Here is a 16,363-nt window from a genome sequence, read left to right as displayed (position 1 = left end):
CTCCGGTACCACATCCCGATGCACCCACATTAAATGCAGCAGCAATTAGTGCGTGGACATTGAATGCGCATGCATCTAGTGTCCGTGCCGTGACTACGACACTCCCGGCCCCAGGCACGACCATCGCGCCGGAGCCCCACGCGACGATGACCCCGCGGCTCTGGGGGATCCTCGCGGTGCTCTGCGCCGTGCTGTTCCTCGACGCCCTCGACGTGTCGATGGTGGGCGTCGCGCTGCCGTCCATCGGCGCCGAGCTCGGCCTGTCGACCACCTCGCTGCAATGGATCGTCAACGGGTACGTCCTCGGCTACGGCGGCCTGCTCCTGCTCGGTGGGCGGACCGCCGACCTGCTCGGCCGGCGTCGCGTGTTCCTCGTCGCGCTCGGCGTCTTCGCCGTCGCGTCCCTCGTCGGCGGCCTCGTCGACGACGGCACGCTGCTCATCGCCACCCGCTTCGTGAAGGGCCTCGCCGCCGCGTTCACCGCGCCGACCGCCCTGTCGATCCTCACCACCACGTTCCACGAGGGGCCGGCCCGCAACCGTGCGCTGTCGGTCTTCTCGGTCTTCGGCGCCAGCGGGTACAGCTCCGGGCTGATCCTCGGCGGGCTGCTGACCAGCGTCGGCTGGCGGTGGACGTTCCTCATCCCGGTGCCGCTCGCCATCGCCGCGCTGGTCGCGGGCCGCGTCCTCATCCCCAGGGATGAGCCGGCCCACGGCGGCGGGCACGACCTTGCGGGCGCGGCCACCCTCGTCGGCGGCATGCTCCTGGCGGTCTACACCGTCGTGTCCGCGCCCGACCGCGGCTGGCTCGACCCGGTGACGCTCGCCTCCGCCGTCGTCGCCGTCGCGCTGCTGGCCGGGTTCGTGCTCATCGAGCGGCGCGTCGCGCACCCGCTCATCCGCCTCGGCATCCTGCGGGTCGGCTCGATCGTGCGCGCCAACGTGAGCATGGTGGCGCTCTTCGGGTCCTACCTGAGCTTCCAGTTCATGATGACGCTGTACCTGCAGAGCGTCCTGCACTGGTCGCCGCTGCGGATGGCGCTCGCACTGCTGCCGGCGGGCCTGCTGGTCGCGTTCGGCTCGCCCTTCGTCGGCCGGCTCATCGACCGCTACGGCACCCCGCGCCTCATCGTCGCCTCGATGCTGTCGATGAGCCTGGGCTACGGCTGGTTCCTGCTCACCGCCGGCAGCGCGCCGCACTACCTGCTCGCGATCCTGCCGGCGATGCTGCTGCTGGGCGGCGGTTTCGCGTTCGGGTTCAGCTCGATCATGGCCCAGGCGACCGACGGCATCGCCGACGAGGAGCAGGGGCTCGCCTCCGGACTGGTGCAGAGTTCCGGCCAGGTCGGCGCGGCCCTCATCCTTGCGGCGGTCACCGCCCTCGTCGCGACCGGCGGCGACGCGGGGACGGGCGCCGGCGACTTCACCCAGTTCCACCCCGGCGTCAACCTCGTCACCGGCGTCGCGCTCGCCGGGCTCGCACTGAGCCTGGTGCCGGTGCTCTCCGGGCGTCGCGGCCGGCACGCGTGATGCGACACTTGCCGCTGTGACGAAGGCATACGGCATCGGCCCGGTCGGCGGCGAGTTCGTCCGGGCCGATGCCGGCTGGCCACCGCCGCTCGTGGCGGCGTGCGGTCACGTGGCCGGATCGGCGGCGTACGAGCTCGACGCCGCGGCGCTCGCCGCGGTCATCGAGAGCTCGGACCCGGATGACGTCGCCGCACTGCGCTGGCTGGAAGGCGACCGCGTGCTCGCCGCCCTCATCGACGACCTCGCCGCTGCGCCGGCCGTCCCGGCGGACCGGGCGGCGTGGGTGGAGCAGAGCCCGCCGGGCGGGCAGGGCGTCGACCCTGACGTGGCACGGCTGGCCGCGCAGCTGCTCGTGGGGCGGGTGGAGAACGCCGACGGCACGACGACGCTGTGGCGGCCCGTCGGCCCGGAGGAGCTGCGGCTCGTCGAGGCGGCCGACTGGCGGCGCTGGCCGGCGCGGCTGGCCGATCAGCCGATCTTCTACCCGGTCCTCAACGAGGAGTACGCCACGCAGATCGCCCGGGAATGGAACGTGCCGGCGTCCGGGGTCGGGCACGTGACGCGGTTCCGGGTCGAGACGGCGTTCGCCCGGCGGTACGTCAGCCGGCGTGCGGGCGGCGGGACCGTGCTCGAGCTGTGGATTCCCGCCGAGGACGTCGACGCCCTCAACGAGCATCTCGTCGGCGTGATCGAGGTCATCGGCACCTACACCGGTTGACGCCGCAAACCGCTTGCACGCGGATCGGCGAGGGTGTGGTCTTGAGGCGTGGATGCCCAGCGGGTGCTAGCCCTGTTCGACGAGAAGATCCGCCAGGAGCCCGGGGCCGGCGCCGGCTCGGTCGTGGAGCGTGAGCCGGGCATCGTGCGGGTCGTCTCCTCCAGCGACGGCTGGCACGGCATCTCCTGGTGCGACCTCGACCGCCTCGACGCCGACGCGGTCATCGCCGCGCAGATCCAGCGGTTCGGCCGGCTCGGCCAGCCGTGGGAGTGGAAGCACTACTCGCACGACCGCCCCGCCGACCTGCCCGGGCGGCTCCTCGCCGCAGGGTTCGAGCCCGGCCCCGTCGAGGGCCTGCTCTTCGCCGAGGTCGCCGGCCTTCCCCTCGAGGTGACGCTGCCCGCCGGCACGCGGCTGGAGCCCGTCACCGACGCGGCCGGGGCCGACCTGGTCGTCGCGGTCCACGACGAGGTGTTCGGCGGCGACCACTCGAGCATCGGCAAGGATCTCACCGCACGCCTCGCCGACCGTCCCGGTGAGATCGCCGCCGCCGTCGTCATGGCCGGTGACCGGCCCATCTGCGCCGGTCGGGTCGAGTTCCACGGCGGCACCGGCTTCGCCAGCCTGTGGGGCGGCGGCACCGTCGCCGACTGGCGCGGGCGTGGCGTCTTCCGGGCGCTCGTCGCCCACCGCGCCGCCCTCGCCGCCGCGGCCGGCTACCGGTACCTGCAGGTCGACGCGTCCGCCGACAGCCGCCCGATCCTCCGCCGGCTCGGCTTCCAGCAACTCGCCACCACGACGCCGTTCGTCCACAACCCCTGAGCCCGACTCGGGGCGACACCGGACAGATCAGCGACCTTCGCCCCTGGCCGCCCGCTCGTTCGGCCTGGGCCTCGCCATAGGCTGACGACGAACGCCGCGCTCAACGAGGCCGCGGGGCCGCCGCGCCAAAGGTGGTCGCGGGGACGGAGCGCTCGATCGAGGCCGCGGGGGCGAAATGTCGCTTGGCGCGACGCGGAGAAGCAGCGGAGGCGACGCCGGACAGTCGGTCAGGCGGTGGGTCGTACAGCGGCGATCACAGCAAGCAGGTCAGCGTGGGTGATCGGGGACGGGGGCCGGCCCTGGCGCGCCTCGTCCATGGCCTTGTCGAGCTGGGCGCGGCGCAGCGCCTCCTTGAAGTCCGCGCCGGTCAGGCCGGTCGCCGCGGCGGCCAGAGCAGGCACGTCGACGTCGTCGGCGAAGAGGCGGAAGCCGCCGACCTCGTGCCGGGCGATGAGGCGGCGCAGCAGCTTCCCGAGGATGTCGGCGCGGGCGGCGGGGCCGGGCGGCGGCACCGCCAGCTTCAGGTCGAAGCGGCCCGAGCGGATCAGCGAGGCGTCGACGCGGTCGGGGAAGTTGGTGGTGGCCACGACGATGACGTTGGGGTTGTGCTCGATGAGGGTGTTCATCTCCTGCTTGAAGATGCCGGCCACCGCGTTGATCATCTGGCCGGCGGCGTCGAAGGCGGCGCCGGTGTAGCTGATGATCGAGTCGAACTCGTCGAAGAGCAGGACGGTCGGGTGGTCGAGGCGGCGGGCGTCGGCGAAGATCCGCTGGATGTTCTTCTCGGAGTTGCCGACCCACTTGTCGAGGATCTCCGGGGTGCGGATCTCGCGCAGCTCGCCGCCGATCTCGTTGGCCAGGGCGCGGGCGAGCATCGTCTTGCCGGTGCCGGGCGGGCCGTAGAGCAGGATGCCCTGCGGCCTGGTCGCGCCCCAGCGGGCCATGACCTCGGGGTGGCGGAAGGACACGGCCACGTCGCGGAACTGCGCCACGACCTCGTCGAGCCCGCCGACGTCGTCGAGGCGCACGGCCTCGGAGTCGGTCAGCGAGGGCTGCTGCAAGGCGGGGCTCACGGTCACGGGGTCGGTCGCGCCGGTCAGCTCCATCACGGCGAACACCAGCGACGCCAGGTCGGCCGAGCGCAGCACCAGGTCGGGGCCGTCCTCGACGACGGTGACGGTCGGGTCGGGCACGGTCGTGGGGCGGTCCTTGGCGGTGCGGGCCAGGCCGACCGCGATGACCGCCCCGAGCACCGCGCCGGGCAGGCCGAGCAGCCGGAAGAGGGCCCCGCCCGTGGCGCCGCCGACGAACGCCCGGGCGAGGCCGGGCAGGTTCACGAAACCGCGGGACCAGCGGGCCGTGTACCCGTCGGGGCCGGCGGTCAGGACGACGCCGCGGTCCGGCAGGTCGTGCCCGATCGGGCCGTCGGTGATCAGGTGCGCGTCGATGATGCGCAGCGACCGGCCCGACGCCTCGACGAGCTCGATCTCCGGCCGCAACTGCATTCTTCGAGTCTGCCACGCAGCCGGACAGGCGGCACCGCGACGGAGAAGGCGTGGCTTGGGGAGACAAAAAGGGGATACTGGACAGGCCTAGACATGAAACATCTCCGGAGTATGGTGCCGGAGATAGTGAGAGGGGGGCCATGCTCGCCCACTTCAACGATCTGCCGCCGGCCGCGGCGCAGGAGGCCCTGCTGGCCTGCTGCGCGTCGCCCGGCTGGGCCGCCAGGGTGGCCGGCCACCGCCCCTATCCGACATCCGCCGACCTCATCGTCACCGGCGTCGCCGAGTTCGACGCGCTGAGCTGGCCGGACCTTGCCAACGCCCTCGCCGCCCACCCCCGCATCGGCGAGCGCCCCGAGGGCGACAGCGAGGAGGCCGCCTGGTCGCGCCGCGAGCAGTCCGAAGTCCAGGGATCCGCCGAGCTCGCCGAGGCCAACCGGGTCTACGAGGAGCGCTTCGGCCACCTGTTTCTGATCTTCGCCAGCGGCAGGAGCGCGCCGGAGATCCTCGCCGAGGCCCGCGGCCGGCTCGGCAACGACGAGGAGACCGAGCGCCGGGTCGTCCGGGGCGAGCTGCGCAAGATTGTGGAGCTGCGCCTGGAACGGCTCGTGGTATGAGCTTCTCCACCCACGTGCTGGACACCTCCAGAGGGCTTCCGGTGGCCGGCGTACCGGTGTGCCTCGAAACTCCTTCGGGACCGCACGACGGGGTGACCGACACGGACGGCCGATGGCGGTTCGACGCGCCGCTCGAGGCGGGCCGGCACCGCTTGGTCCTGCGGACGGAGTTCGCCTCCGACTTCTTCCCCGAGGTCGCGATCGTCTTCACGGTCGCCGATGAGCGGCACCACCACGTGCCGCTGCTGCTGAGCCCGTACGGGTACTCGACCTACCGGGGGAGCTGACCCGTGCCGACCTTCGCCCTCGGACCCAACCAGTACGGCAAGGCCGAGATCCGCATCGTGCGCGTCACCCGCGGGCCCGGCGGCGACGAGCTCATGGACCTCAACGTCAGCGTCTCCCTGCGCGGCGACCTCGCCGCCAGCCACCTCACCGGCGACAACGGCGCCGTGCTGCCGACCGACACGCAGAAGAACACCGTCTACGCGTTCGCCCGCCAGCACGGCATCGACGACATCGAATCATTCGCGGCGCGGCTGGCCCGGCACTTCGTCGGCTCCCAGCCGAGCATCCACGGCGCCCGGGTCCACGTCGAGCAGTACCCGTGGCGGCCCGTCGACGGCCGCCACACGTTCCGCCGCGACGGCGGCGAGGTGCGCACCGCCACCGTCCACCACGACGCGGAGCACACCCAGGTCGTGTCCGGCGTCCGCGACCTGGTGCTGCTCAAGACGACCGACTCCGAGTTCCACGGCTTCGTCAAGGACGCCTGGACCACCCTGCCCGAGACCCGCGACCGGATCCTCGCCACCAGCGTGAACGCCACCTGGCGGCACACCGGCTCGGCGGACCACGGCGCGGCCCGGGCCGCTCTGGTCGAGGCGTTCGCCGCCACCCACAGCCTGGCGCTGCAGCAGACCCTGTTCGCGATGGGTTCGTCGGTACTGGCGGCGTGCCCGGACGTCGTGGAGGTGAAGCTGTCGCTGCCCAACCGGCACCACTTCCTCGTCGATCTGGCCCCGTTCGGGCTCGACAACCCCGACGAGGTGTACTACGCCGCCGACCGGCCGTACGGGCTGATCGAAGGGACCGTCAGGCGCGACGACGATGTCGCCGAGGAGGTCACGTGGAGTTTCTGAGACCGTCCACCTGGGACGAGGCCCTGGCCGCGAAGGCCGAACACCCCGACGCGGTGCCGATCGCCGGCGGCACCGACATCATGGTCGAGCTCAACTTCGACCGCCGCCGGCCGCCCGCACTGCTCGACCTGACCCGGGTCGCGGCGCTCACCGACTGGGCCACCGACGGCGACCGGCTGCGGATCGGCGCCGGCGTCACGTACCGGCGCATCATCGACGAGCTCGGCACGCGCCTGCCCGGGCTGGCCATGGCGGCCAGGACCGTCGGCTCACCCCAGATCCGCAACCGCGGCACCGTCGGCGGCAACCTCGGCTCCGCCTCACCCGCCGGCGACGCGCACCCGCCGCTGCTCGCCACCGGCGCCGAGGTCGAGGTCGCCTCCGTCCGCGGCACCCGCACCGTCGCCGTCACCGACTTCTTCCAGGGCCCCAAACGCAGCGTCCTGGCCCCCGACGAGCTGATCGCCGCGTTCCTCGTGCCGGCCGCGAAGGGGCCGCAGCAGTTCGCGAAGGTCGGCACCCGCAACGCGATGGTCATCGCGGTCTGCTCGTTCGCCCTCGCGCTCGACCCGTCCCGCCGCAGCGTCGGCACGGGCATCGGCTCCGCCGGGCCGACCCCGCTGCGCGCCACGGACGCCGAGTCCCTGTCCGCCGAGCTGCCGTGGGAGGACCGCGCGCCGCTGCCGGAGTCGCTCGCGCGGCGGTTCGGCGAGCTCGTCGGCGCCGCCGCCCGGCCGATCGACGACGTGCGCGGCAGCGCGGCCTACCGGCGGCACGCGCTGGCCGTCCTCGGCCGCCGCACCCTGCGCTGGGCCTGGGAGGAGCACCGATGCGCGTGAACCTGACCGTCAACGGGGAGGACCGCCAGGCCGACGACGTCTGGCCGGGGGAGAGCCTGCTGTACGTGCTGCGCGAACGCCTCGGGCTGCCCGGCGCGAAGAACGCCTGCGAGCAGGGCGAGTGCGGATCGTGCACCGTCTACCTCGACGGGACCCCGGTCTGCGCCTGCCTCGTCGCCGCCGGCCAGGCCGAGCACCGCGACGTCCGCACCGTCGAAGGGCTGCCGGACGCGGACGGCCTCGACCCGGTCCAGCAGGCGTTCCTCACCGCCGGCGCGGTCCAATGTGGATTCTGTACCCCGGGCCTCGTCGTCGCCGTCCACGACCTGCTCGCGCGCAACCCGGTGCCCAGCGATCCCGACATCCGCGAGGCCCTCGCCGGGAACCTGTGCCGCTGCACCGGCTACGAGAACATCGTCGCCGCGGTGAAGCTGGCGGCCGGCGAATGATCGTGATCGAACACTGCGCGGTGTCCACGGTGGACGGTGCCGGGACCGAGCACGCCGACGGCCACGTCGCCGTCGAGGGCGACCGGATCGTCGCCGTGGGACCCGGCCCGTACGAGGGCGCGCCGGACGCGACCCGGGTCGACGGCACCGGCTGCCTCGCCACGCCCGGGCTCGTCAACACCCACCATCACCTGTACCAGTCGGCGACCCGCGGCTACGCCCAGCAGGAGATCCTCTTCGGCTGGCTCAAGGAGCTGTACCCGGTGTGGGCCCGCATCGACGCGGGGACCGTGCACGCCGCCGCCACCGCCGGCCTCGCCAAGCTGGCGCTGTCCGGCTGCACCACCAGCACCGACCACCACTACGTGTTCCCCCGCGACGGCGGCGACGTCCTCGCCGCGGAGATCGAGGCGGCCGCGGCGGTCGGCCTGCGCTTCCACCCGTGCCGCGGGTCGATGGACCTGTCCGTCAAGGACGGCGGCCTGCCACCGGACAGCGTCGTGGAGGACACCGACGCGGCCCTCGCCGCGACCAAGGACGCGATCGACCGCTTCCACGACCCGTCGCCCGGCGCGATGGTGCGGATCGCGGTCGCGCCCTGCAGCCCGTTCTCCGTCACGCCGCGGCTCATGCGCGAGGCCGCGGACCTGGCCCGCTCCGAAGGGGTCCGGCTGCACACGCACCTCGCCGAGACCGTGGAGGAGGAGGCGTACTGCCGGGAGGTCCACGGCTGCACGCCCGTCGACTACGCCGAGTCGCTCGGCTGGCTCGGCGACGACGTGTGGCTGGCCCACGCGGTACACCTGGATCCCGGCGCGATCGCGAAGCTCGGCGCCACCGGCACCGGCGTCGCGCACTGCCCGAGCTCCAACGGGCGGCTCGGCGCCGGCATCGCCCCCGTCCGCGACCTGCTCGACGCGCGGGTGCCGGTCGGTCTCGGCGTCGACGGCGCCGCGTCGCAGGAGGCCGGGCAGCTCGGCCCGGAGCTGCGCCAGGCCCTGTACCTGGCCCGCCTGCGGGGCGGGCCGGCCGCGCTCACCGCCCGCGAGTCCCTGGCGCTGGGCACGATCGGCGGCGCCCGCTGCCTCGGCCGCGCCGACGAGCTCGGCTCCCTGGAGGCCGGCAAGCTCGCCGACGTCGCCCTGTGGCGGCTCGACGGCATCGGCCACGCCGGCATCGACGACCCGGTCGCCGCGCTCGTGTTCGGCCCGCCGGCGCCGCTGCGCCTGCTGCTCGTCGGTGGCCGCGTCGTCGTCCAGGACGGCGCGCTGTCCACGGTGGACGAGGCCATGGCCGCCGCGGCGCTCGCCCGGGCGGCCCGCAAGCTCCGGGAGGCCCGATGACCGCGCCTCCAGCGCCCTGCCCACTCGCAGGTGCGGGCTCTCGCAAGGACTTGGAGGCGCGATGACGACCGCGGCGCTGGGCACGCAGCAGGGCATCGGCACCTCGCCGCAGCGGCCCGACGGCACCCTGAAGGTGACCGGCGAGTTCGCGTTCTCCTCCGACCTGTGGGCCGACCGCATGCTGTGGGGCGCCACGCTCCGCAGCCCCCACCCGCGCGCCAGGATCGTCCGCGTCGACATCACGGGCGCCGTCGCCACCACGGGCGTGCACGCGGTCCTCACCGCCGCCGACGTGCCCGGCGCCAAACGGTACGGCCTCGAGGACCGCGACCAGCCCGTCCTCGCCATCGACCAGGTCCGCTACGCGGGCGAGCCGGTCGCCATCGTCGCCGCCGACCACCCGGAGACCGCCCGCCGCGCGTGCGCCGCGATCGTCGTGGAGTACGAGCCGCTCCCGCCGATCACCGATCCGGTCGCCGCCATCGACTCCGCGGACACCGTCCACGACAGGGGAAACCTGCTGCGGCACGTGCCGATCCGCAAGGGCGACCAGTCCGTCACCGCCCCGGTCGTCGTCACCGGCGAGTACGAGGTCGGCATGCAGGACCAGGCGTTCCTCGGGCCCGAGTCGGGCCTCGCGATCCCCGCCGAGGACGGCGGCGTCGACCTCTTCATCGCCACCCAGTGGCTGCACGGCGACCTCGACCAGGTCGCCGACTGCCTCGGCCTGCCGGCTTCGAAGGTGCGGCTCAGCCTCGCCGGCGTCGGCGGGGCGTTCGGCGGCCGCGAGGACGTCAGCATGCAGGTCCACGCGTGCATGCTCGCGCTGCACACCGGCCGCCCCGTGAAGATGGTCTACTCGCGCGAGGAGTCCTTCCACGGGCACGTCCACCGGCATCCGGCGCGCATGTGGTACGAGCACGGCGCCGACACCGACGGCAGGCTCGTCTACGTGAAGGCCCGCATCGTGCTCGACGGCGGCGCGTACGCCTCCACGTCCAAGGCCGTCGTCGCGAACGCGACCACGCTGGGCGTCGGACCGTACACGGTGGACAACGTGCTCGTCGACGGCTACGCCGTCTACACGAACAACCCGCCGTGCGGCGCCATGCGGGGGTTCGGCGCCGTGCAGGCGTGCTTCGCCTACGAGTCCCAGATGGACAAGCTCGCCGCCGCGCTCGGCATGGACCCCGTCGACGTCAGGACCCGCAACGCCATCGCGCCCGGCGACACCATGCCGACCGGCCAGGTGGTGCGTGGCCCCGCCCCCGTCGCCGACCTCCTCGACCGGGTCCGCGCCGCGCCGCAACCCCCGGACCGCGGCGGCGACCTGCGGGAGCTGCCCGGCGGCGTCGCCAACACCACCCACGGCGAAGGCGTGCGCCGCGGCGTCGGCTACGGCGTCGGCATCAAGAACGTCGGCTTCTCCGAGGGGTTCGACGACTACTCCACCGCCCGCGTCCGGCTCGAGGTCGTCGGCGGGGAGCCGGCCGCCGTCGTGCACACCGCCGCCGCCGAGGTCGGCCAGGGGCTCGTCACCGTCCAGGCCCAGATCGTGCGCACCGAGCTCGGCGTCGACCAGGTCACCGTCGCCACCGCCGACACCACCATCGGCAGCGCCGGCTCCAGCTCGGCGTCGCGGCAGACGTACGTCACCGGCGGCGCCGTCAAGGCCGCCTGCGCCGCCGTCCGCCGGGAGCTCGGCCGCCGCATCGGCAGGGACGACTTCGCCCTGCAGGGCGGCAAGCTCGTCACCGGGGAAGGGGAGCTGATCGCGGACCTCGCCGACGTGCTCGGCGACGTGCCGGTCGAGGAGACGGTCGAGTGGCGGCACCGGCCGACCACGCCGCTGGACCCGCTGACCGGCCAGGGCGACGCGCACGTGCAGTACGCGTTCGCCGCGCACCGCGCGACCGTCGACGTCGACGTCGAGCTCGGCCTCGTGCGGGTCGTCGAGATCGTCACCGCGCAGGACGTCGGCCGGGCCCTGCACCCGCAGTCGGTGCGCGGCCAGATCGCCGGCGGCACCGCTCAGGGCCTCGGCCTCGCCGTGATGGAGGAGATCCAGGTCGACGGCGGGCTCATCCGCAACCCGTCGTTCACCGACTACCTGATCCCCACCATCCTCGACGTCCCGCCGATGCGCATCGACGTGCTCGAGCTCGGCGACCCCGACGCGCCCTACGGCCTGCGCGGCGTCGGCGAGCCGCCGACGATCTCGTCCACCCCGGCGATCGTCGCCGCGATCCGCGCCGCGACCGGCCTCGCGCTCAACCGCGTCCCGGTCCGGCCCGAACATCTCACGGGGACCTGAGCATGGGACTCACCGACCTCGACCTCGAAGAGCTGCTCGCGAGCGCCGAGCACGCCGGCGACACACCGCCGCCCGCGCCGGTCACCCGCCGCCCCGTGCACACCTGCTACGTGCCCGCCGACCGGTTCAGCGCCACCACGGTCCGCGACTGGGGAGCGCTCGCGCTGGCCGCCCTGGAGGAGCACGGGCTCCCGGGCTTCTCTGAGTCCATTGTGGACATGGTACGGACGAAGCTCGCCGGCGAACCGGTCGAGGACCTGCGCGTCGACTTCGAGGACGGCTACGGCGTGCGCCCTTCCCCCGTCGAGGACGAGCACGCCCTCGCGGCGGGCGCCGCCCTGCGCGCCTGTGCCGTGCCGTTCAGCGGGCTGCGGGTCAAGAGCCTCGAACCGGCGACGGTGCGGCGCGCCGCCCGCACCCTCGACCTGTTCCTGTCCGCGCTCGGCCCGCCGCCGCCGGAGTTCGTCGTCACGATCCCGAAACCCACCTCGGTCGCGAACGTCGACACCGCGGTCCTGCTGTGCCGCCAGCTGGAGCACGCGCACGGGCTGGAGGAGGGGCGGCTGCGCTTCGAGCTGCAGGTCGAGACCCCGCAGGCGGTCCTCGGCCCGGACGGCACGTCGCCGCTGCCGCGGATGATCCTCGCCGCGCGCGGGCGGCTCACCGGGCTGCACTACGGCACGTACGACTACAGCACCGCCCTCGGTGTCGCGCCCGCGCACCAGGCCCTCGACCACCCGGTCGCCGACCACGCGAAGGCGGTCATGCAGGTGGCGGCGGCGTCCGCTGCCGGCGTCCACGTCGCCGACGGCTCCACCAACATCCTCCCCGTCGGCGACACCGCCGCCGTGCACGCCGCGTGGCAGGTGCACGCCCGGCTGGTGCGCCGCAGCCTCGAACGCGGCATCCACCAGGGCTGGGACCTGCACCCGGCGCAGCTGCCGACCCGCTACGCGGCCACGTTCGGCTTCTACCTCGCCGGCCTGCCCGAGGCCCGCCGGCGCCTCGACGCCTACCTGTCCCGCCGTGACAGCGGCATCCTCGACGAGCCCGCCACAGCCCGGGCCATCGCCCGTTTCCTGCTCCGCGGTGTCCACTGCGGAGCCCTGTCGGCGCCCTCCGTCGGGCGGACGATCGAGGAGTTGGTGGCCCTGTGACGTTCACGCTGCGCTCGCGGCAGGTGTATCTCCCGGACGGCCCGCGCCCGGCGACCGTCACCGTCCACGACGGACGGATCGCCGCCCTCGGCCCCGTGGACGCCGACTGCGACGAGGACCTCGGCGACCTCGTCCTCCTGCCGGGCCTCGTCGACACCCACGTGCACGTCAACGAGCCCGGCCGCACCGAGTGGGAAGGGTTCGCCACCGCCACCCGCGCCGCGGCCGCCGGCGGCGTCACCACCATCATCGACATGCCCCTCAACTCGCTGCCCCCGACGACGACCGTCGCCGCGCTGCGCGAGAAGCAGGCCGCCGCGACCGGCAAGTGCTGGGTCGACGTCGGCTTCTGGGGCGGCGCCATCCCCGGCAACGCCGGCCAGCTGCCCGCGCTGCACGACGCCGGGGTCTTCGGCTTCAAGAGCTTCCTCGCCGACTCGGGCGTCCCCGAGTTCCCGCCCCTGGACCGCGACGGCCTCGCCGCCGCGTTCGCGAGCGTCGACGCGCTCTTCGTCGTGCACGCCGAGGACCCCGGGCACCTGCGCGACACCCTCGCGTCCCGCGCCTACCCCGACTTCCTCGCCTCCCGGCCGCCGGTGGCCGAGGTCGCCGCCGTCGGCACCGCCCTGTCCGCCGCTGCCGCCGCGGGCGTGCGGGTGCACATCCTGCACCTGTCGGCCGCCGACGCGCTGCCGCTGCTGCGCGAGGCCGCCGCCGGCGGGGTCCGGGTCACCGCCGAGACCTGCCCGCACTACCTCACCCTCGACGCGCACGCCGTCCCCGACGGGGCCACCGAGTTCAAGTGCTGCCCGCCGATCCGTGACGCCGTGAACCAGGACGGGCTGTGGGCGGGCCTCGCGGACGGCACCATCACGGTCGTCGTGTCCGACCACTCACCCAGTACACCAGACCTCAAACGCCGGGAGAGCGGTGACTTCGCGGCCGCGTGGGGCGGCATCGCCTCGCTGCAGGTCGGCCTCAGCGCCGTCTGGACCGAGGCGCAGGACCGCGGCTTCACCCTCGCCGACGTGGTGCGCTGGATGGCGCTGGGACCCGCCGACCTCGTGGGCCTGACCCGCAAGGGACGCATCGCGGTGGGCGCCGACGCCGACCTGGTCGCCTTCGCCCCCGACGAGCCGTTCGTCGTCGACGCGACCGCCCTGCACCACCGGCACCCCGTGACGCCCTACGCCGGCGCCGCGCTGCGCGGGGTCGTCCACACCACCTGGCTGCGCGGCGTGCCGGTCGGTGACACCCCACACGGAACGCTGCTGCGGCGCTCGGAGGATCGATGACCTTCACGGACCTGCCCGACCTGGCGTCCCGGCTGCTCGGCGGCGGCGTGGTCGACGCCAACGACGAGTTCTTCGCCGCCCGCGACAACCTCGTCAACCCGGAGCCGTCCACGTTCGAGACGTGGACGTTCGGCCCCAAAGGGAAGGTCTACGACGGCTGGGAGACCCGCCGGCGCCGCACCCTCGGTCCGGACCTGCGCGACTGGGCCGTGGTGCGCCTCGGCGCCCCCGGCGCGGTGCACGGCGTCGTCGTCGACACCGCCCACTTCACCGGCAACTACCCGCCGCACGTCTCGGTCGAGGGCTGCGAGGTCCCCGGGCATCCCGCACCCGCCGCGCTGACCGGCTGGTTCCCCCTCGTCGGCCGGTCGGCCGTGCGGGGCGACACGCGCAACCTCTTCGAGGTCACCGACCACCGCCGGGTCACCCACGTGCGGCTCAACATCTTCCCCGACGGCGGCGTCGCCCGCCTCCGCGTGCACGGCGTCGTCGACCCCGACCCGGCGCTGCTGCACGGCATGACCGTCGACCTCGCGGCCATCGAGCTCGGCGGTCTCGTCGTGGACTGCAGCAACCGCTTCTACGGCTCCGCCAACAACCTCATCCTGCCCGGCCACGCGCGCGTCATGGGGGACGGCTGGGAGACGGCCCGCCGCCGCGACGACGGCAACGACTGGGTCCTCGTCCGCCTGGCCGCCCGGGGCACCATCCGCCTGGCCGAGCTCGACACCACCCACTTCAAGGGCAACGCCCCCGCCGCCGCCACGCTCCGCGGCACCCTGGACCCCTCGTCCGATGCGGCCTGGTTCGACCTGCTGCCCCGGGTCGACCTGCAGCCCGACACCAGGCACCGCTTCCGCCTCGACAGCACCGTCCCCGCCACCCACGTCCGCCTCGACGTCTTCCCCGACGGCGGGATGGCCCGCCTCCGCCTCTTCGGCGAGACCCTCTGACGCCGATGGTTGCATCTGGTACCCACGGGTAAGGTTCCCCTGACTTCCGGGCAGTGCGTTCGGGGCAGGGCCTTCCGGGCAGCGGATGTGACAGGAGGACGGGTGACCGCTACCGCGATCGACTCCGGGCTGTTTCGCCGTGTCCTGCGCCGCCACGCGGCCGCGGTGGTCGTCGTCACCGCGCCGGGCTCCCCGCCGACCGGTTTCACGGCGACGTCCTTCACGTCCGTCTCGCTGGACCCGCCGCTGGTCTCCTTCTGCGTCGCCAAGGCCGCCTCGGCGTGGCCGATCGTCCGCGGCGCCGGCCTGGTCGGCGTGCACGTCCTCACCGCCGGGCAGGAGCCCGTGGCCCGCACGTTCGCCGCCAGGGGTGCCGACCGCTACGCGACGTACGCCGCGGCCGGCGGCACCTGGACCTCAGGCCCTGACGGCGTCCCCCTGCTGGACGGCGTGCTGGCGGTCCTCATCTGCGAGGTCGTCAACCACGTCGAGGCCGGTGACCACGTGATCGTCGTGGCGTCCCCGGTCCACGCCGCCCACCATTCCGACGCCACCGCGACGCCGCTCGTGTACCACGACGGCAGCTACCTGGCCCTCGACCGCTGACCCGCGGCCCGGTCGCCCGCCTGACCTCACCCTTCCGACCCCGGCCGGCCGGCTACGGGGCGGACCAGACCTCGGTGGCGACGCGGCGGAAGTTGCCGCCCAGGACGGCGGTCACGGCGTCCGCCGGGTAGCCCCTCGCCTCCAGGGCCGCCTCGACCTGGAGCAGGCCCTCCGGCGGCATGAGCTCGATCGGCCCCCATCGCGTGTAGCTCTCCGGGAACAGCTCCGGGTTGGTCGTCATCTCCTGGACGAGGTCCTCGTGATCGAACGCGAAGTCGCTCGCGACGCCGACGTGGTCGGGTCCCACCAGCTCCACGGCGTAGTCGATGTGCCGGACGAGCGCTTCGACGGAGGCGTCGTTCGGTCCGAGGAAGATCCCGACGCCGGTGATGCCGATGACCCCGCCGGTCGCGGCGCACGCCCTGGCCTGCTCGTCGGTCACGTTGCGGGGGTGGTCCCACACGGCCCGCATGGACGAGTGGCTGTACACCATCGGCCGCTGCGTCACCTCCGCCAGGTCGAGGCCCGTCCGGATGCTGCAGTGCGACCCGTCCACGACCATGCCGACGGCGTTCATCTCCCGGACGAGGTCGCGGCCGTACGCGGTCAGCCCCTCGTCCACCTCGTCGAGGCAGCCCGACCCGGCCGCGTTGCGCAGGTTGTAGGTCGGCAGCATCGTCCGCACGCCCAGGTCGAAGAACTCCCGGACGCGCCCGAGGTCCCCTTCGAGCGGCCCGGAGTCCTCCAGGTCGAACGCGACGGCGATCCCGCCGTCCCGGTGCACCCGGTCGATGTCGGCGACCGACTCGCCCAGCACCATCTCCTCCTCGAGTGCCACCCCGGCCCGGAACGCCGCAAGGAACGTGCGGACCTCGTCGGCGCTGTGCGGTGCGTACCCGACGTTGACCGACGCGAACGTCCCGCCCGGCCTCCGGTAGCGCCGCAGGTCGCTGACCCGTGCCCGCACCGAAAGCGGCAGGCAGGTGTGCTGCTCCCACAGCAGCCGATCAACCGTCATACGGGCACGCTACCTGCATGTCTTGGCCGCCGCCGAGGGGCGTGGTTACGCTCGCC

16 protein-coding genes are annotated in these 16,363 nt (G+C 73.8%); 14 read left to right on the top strand and 2 right to left on the bottom strand.

Going from position 1 to position 16,363, the window contains the following annotated elements; translation table 11 throughout:
- The first annotated feature begins 89 nt into the window (after positions 1-89).
- From ABD332_RS16090 to ABD332_RS16080, 3 genes are all read left to right on the top strand, one after another.
- On the top strand, positions 90-1,529 hold the full coding sequence (locus ABD332_RS16090) for an MFS transporter (RefSeq protein ID WP_344502706.1): 1,440 nt from the start codon (positions 90-92) through the stop codon (positions 1,527-1,529).
- A gap of 361 nt (positions 1,530-1,890) precedes the next feature.
- On the top strand, positions 1,891-2,247 hold the full coding sequence (locus tag ABD332_RS16085) for a hypothetical protein (protein ID WP_344502807.1): 357 nt from the start codon (positions 1,891-1,893) through the stop codon (positions 2,245-2,247).
- Between the two features lie 48 nt (positions 2,248-2,295).
- Complete coding sequence (locus ABD332_RS16080) at positions 2,296-3,069, top strand: GNAT family N-acetyltransferase (protein ID WP_344502705.1); 774 nt, start codon at positions 2,296-2,298, stop codon at positions 3,067-3,069.
- 227 nt (positions 3,070-3,296) lie between these two features.
- On the opposite strand, the gene ABD332_RS16075 is transcribed toward ABD332_RS16080, so the two are convergent.
- A complete protein-coding gene (locus ABD332_RS16075) occupies positions 3,297-4,574 on the bottom strand; it encodes an AAA family ATPase (protein WP_344502704.1) in 1,278 nt (425 codons plus the stop codon).
- 140 nt (positions 4,575-4,714) lie between these two features.
- Here ABD332_RS16075 and uraD point away from each other — a divergent pair, with 140 nt between their 5' ends.
- The 11 genes from uraD to ABD332_RS16020 all read left to right on the top strand — a co-directional run bounded on the left by uraD (position 4,715) and on the right by ABD332_RS16020 (position 15,289).
- Positions 4,715-5,191, top strand: a complete 477-nt coding sequence (uraD, locus tag ABD332_RS16070; RefSeq protein ID WP_344502703.1) for a 2-oxo-4-hydroxy-4-carboxy-5-ureidoimidazoline decarboxylase — start codon at positions 4,715-4,717, stop codon at positions 5,189-5,191.
- Positions 5,188-5,478, top strand: coding sequence for a hydroxyisourate hydrolase (locus ABD332_RS16065; protein ID WP_344502702.1), 291 nt, complete (start codon positions 5,188-5,190; stop codon positions 5,476-5,478). Before uraD ends, ABD332_RS16065 begins: the two co-directional genes overlap by 4 nt.
- Before the next feature lie 3 nt (positions 5,479-5,481).
- Positions 5,482-6,333 (top strand): factor-independent urate hydroxylase, encoded by an 852-nt coding sequence (gene pucL, locus ABD332_RS16060; RefSeq protein ID WP_344502701.1) that lies wholly within the window; start codon positions 5,482-5,484, stop codon positions 6,331-6,333.
- Positions 6,321-7,172 (top strand): FAD binding domain-containing protein, encoded by an 852-nt coding sequence (locus ABD332_RS16055; protein WP_344502700.1) that lies wholly within the window; start codon positions 6,321-6,323, stop codon positions 7,170-7,172. Before pucL ends, ABD332_RS16055 begins: the two co-directional genes overlap by 13 nt.
- Positions 7,163-7,621: a (2Fe-2S)-binding protein gene (locus tag ABD332_RS16050; protein ID WP_344502699.1), complete on the top strand. Its 459-nt coding sequence runs from the start codon at positions 7,163-7,165 to the stop codon at positions 7,619-7,621. The genes ABD332_RS16055 and ABD332_RS16050 overlap by 10 nt, the downstream gene beginning before the upstream one ends.
- A complete protein-coding gene (locus ABD332_RS16045; RefSeq protein WP_344502698.1) occupies positions 7,618-8,964 on the top strand; it encodes an 8-oxoguanine deaminase in 1,347 nt (448 codons plus the stop codon). Before ABD332_RS16050 ends, ABD332_RS16045 begins: the two co-directional genes overlap by 4 nt.
- Before the next feature lie 61 nt (positions 8,965-9,025).
- A complete protein-coding gene (pucD, locus tag ABD332_RS16040) occupies positions 9,026-11,278 on the top strand; it encodes a xanthine dehydrogenase subunit D (RefSeq protein WP_344502697.1) in 2,253 nt (750 codons plus the stop codon).
- A 2-nt stretch (positions 11,279-11,280) separates the two neighbouring features.
- Positions 11,281-12,435, top strand: a complete 1,155-nt coding sequence (locus ABD332_RS16035; RefSeq protein ID WP_344502696.1) for a DUF6986 family protein — start codon at positions 11,281-11,283, stop codon at positions 12,433-12,435.
- Positions 12,432-13,730 carry an allantoinase AllB gene (allB, locus tag ABD332_RS16030; RefSeq protein WP_344502695.1) on the top strand — a complete coding sequence of 433 codons (1,299 nt, stop codon included), beginning with the start codon at positions 12,432-12,434 and terminating at the stop codon, positions 13,728-13,730. The genes ABD332_RS16035 and allB overlap by 4 nt, the downstream gene beginning before the upstream one ends.
- Positions 13,727-14,683 (top strand): allantoicase, encoded by a 957-nt coding sequence (gene alc, locus ABD332_RS16025; RefSeq protein ID WP_344502694.1) that lies wholly within the window; start codon positions 13,727-13,729, stop codon positions 14,681-14,683. The genes allB and alc overlap by 4 nt, the downstream gene beginning before the upstream one ends.
- Before the next feature lie 102 nt (positions 14,684-14,785).
- Complete coding sequence (locus ABD332_RS16020) at positions 14,786-15,289, top strand: flavin reductase family protein (protein WP_344502693.1); 504 nt, start codon at positions 14,786-14,788, stop codon at positions 15,287-15,289.
- 52 nt (positions 15,290-15,341) lie between these two features.
- Here the strand turns inward: ABD332_RS16020 and ABD332_RS16015 are convergent, their stop codons facing one another.
- The gene (locus tag ABD332_RS16015) at positions 15,342-16,307 is read right to left on the bottom strand and encodes a dipeptidase (protein WP_344502691.1); all 966 of its coding nucleotides are present in this window, start codon (positions 16,305-16,307) and stop codon (positions 15,342-15,344) included.
- Positions 16,308-16,363: the final 56 nt, after the last annotated feature.

The organism is Dactylosporangium maewongense, assembly GCF_039531485.1.
GTDB lineage: Bacteria > Actinomycetota > Actinomycetes > Mycobacteriales > Micromonosporaceae > Dactylosporangium > Dactylosporangium maewongense.
This window is presented reverse-complemented; position numbering and strand designations above follow the sequence as displayed.

Bases quoted from the DNA above. Each gene is read 5' to 3' on its own strand.
- ABD332_RS16075 (WP_344502704.1), bottom strand. From the start codon at position 4,574: ATGCAGTTGCGGCCGGAGATCGAGCTCGTCGAGGCGTCGGGCCGGTCG.
- ABD332_RS16045 (WP_344502698.1), top strand. From the start codon at position 7,618: ATGATCGTGATCGAACACTGCGCGGTGTCCACGGTGGACGGTGCCGGG.
- ABD332_RS16065 (WP_344502702.1), top strand. From the start codon at position 5,188: ATGAGCTTCTCCACCCACGTGCTGGACACCTCCAGAGGGCTTCCGGTG.
- ABD332_RS16015 (WP_344502691.1), bottom strand. From the start codon at position 16,307: ATGACGGTTGATCGGCTGCTGTGGGAGCAGCACACCTGCCTGCCGCTT.
- pucD (WP_344502697.1), top strand. From the start codon at position 9,026: ATGACGACCGCGGCGCTGGGCACGCAGCAGGGCATCGGCACCTCGCCG.
- uraD (WP_344502703.1), top strand. From the start codon at position 4,715: ATGCTCGCCCACTTCAACGATCTGCCGCCGGCCGCGGCGCAGGAGGCC.
- ABD332_RS16050 (WP_344502699.1), top strand. From the start codon at position 7,163: ATGCGCGTGAACCTGACCGTCAACGGGGAGGACCGCCAGGCCGACGAC.
- ABD332_RS16035 (WP_344502696.1), top strand. From the start codon at position 11,281: ATGGGACTCACCGACCTCGACCTCGAAGAGCTGCTCGCGAGCGCCGAG.
- alc (WP_344502694.1), top strand. From the start codon at position 13,727: ATGACCTTCACGGACCTGCCCGACCTGGCGTCCCGGCTGCTCGGCGGC.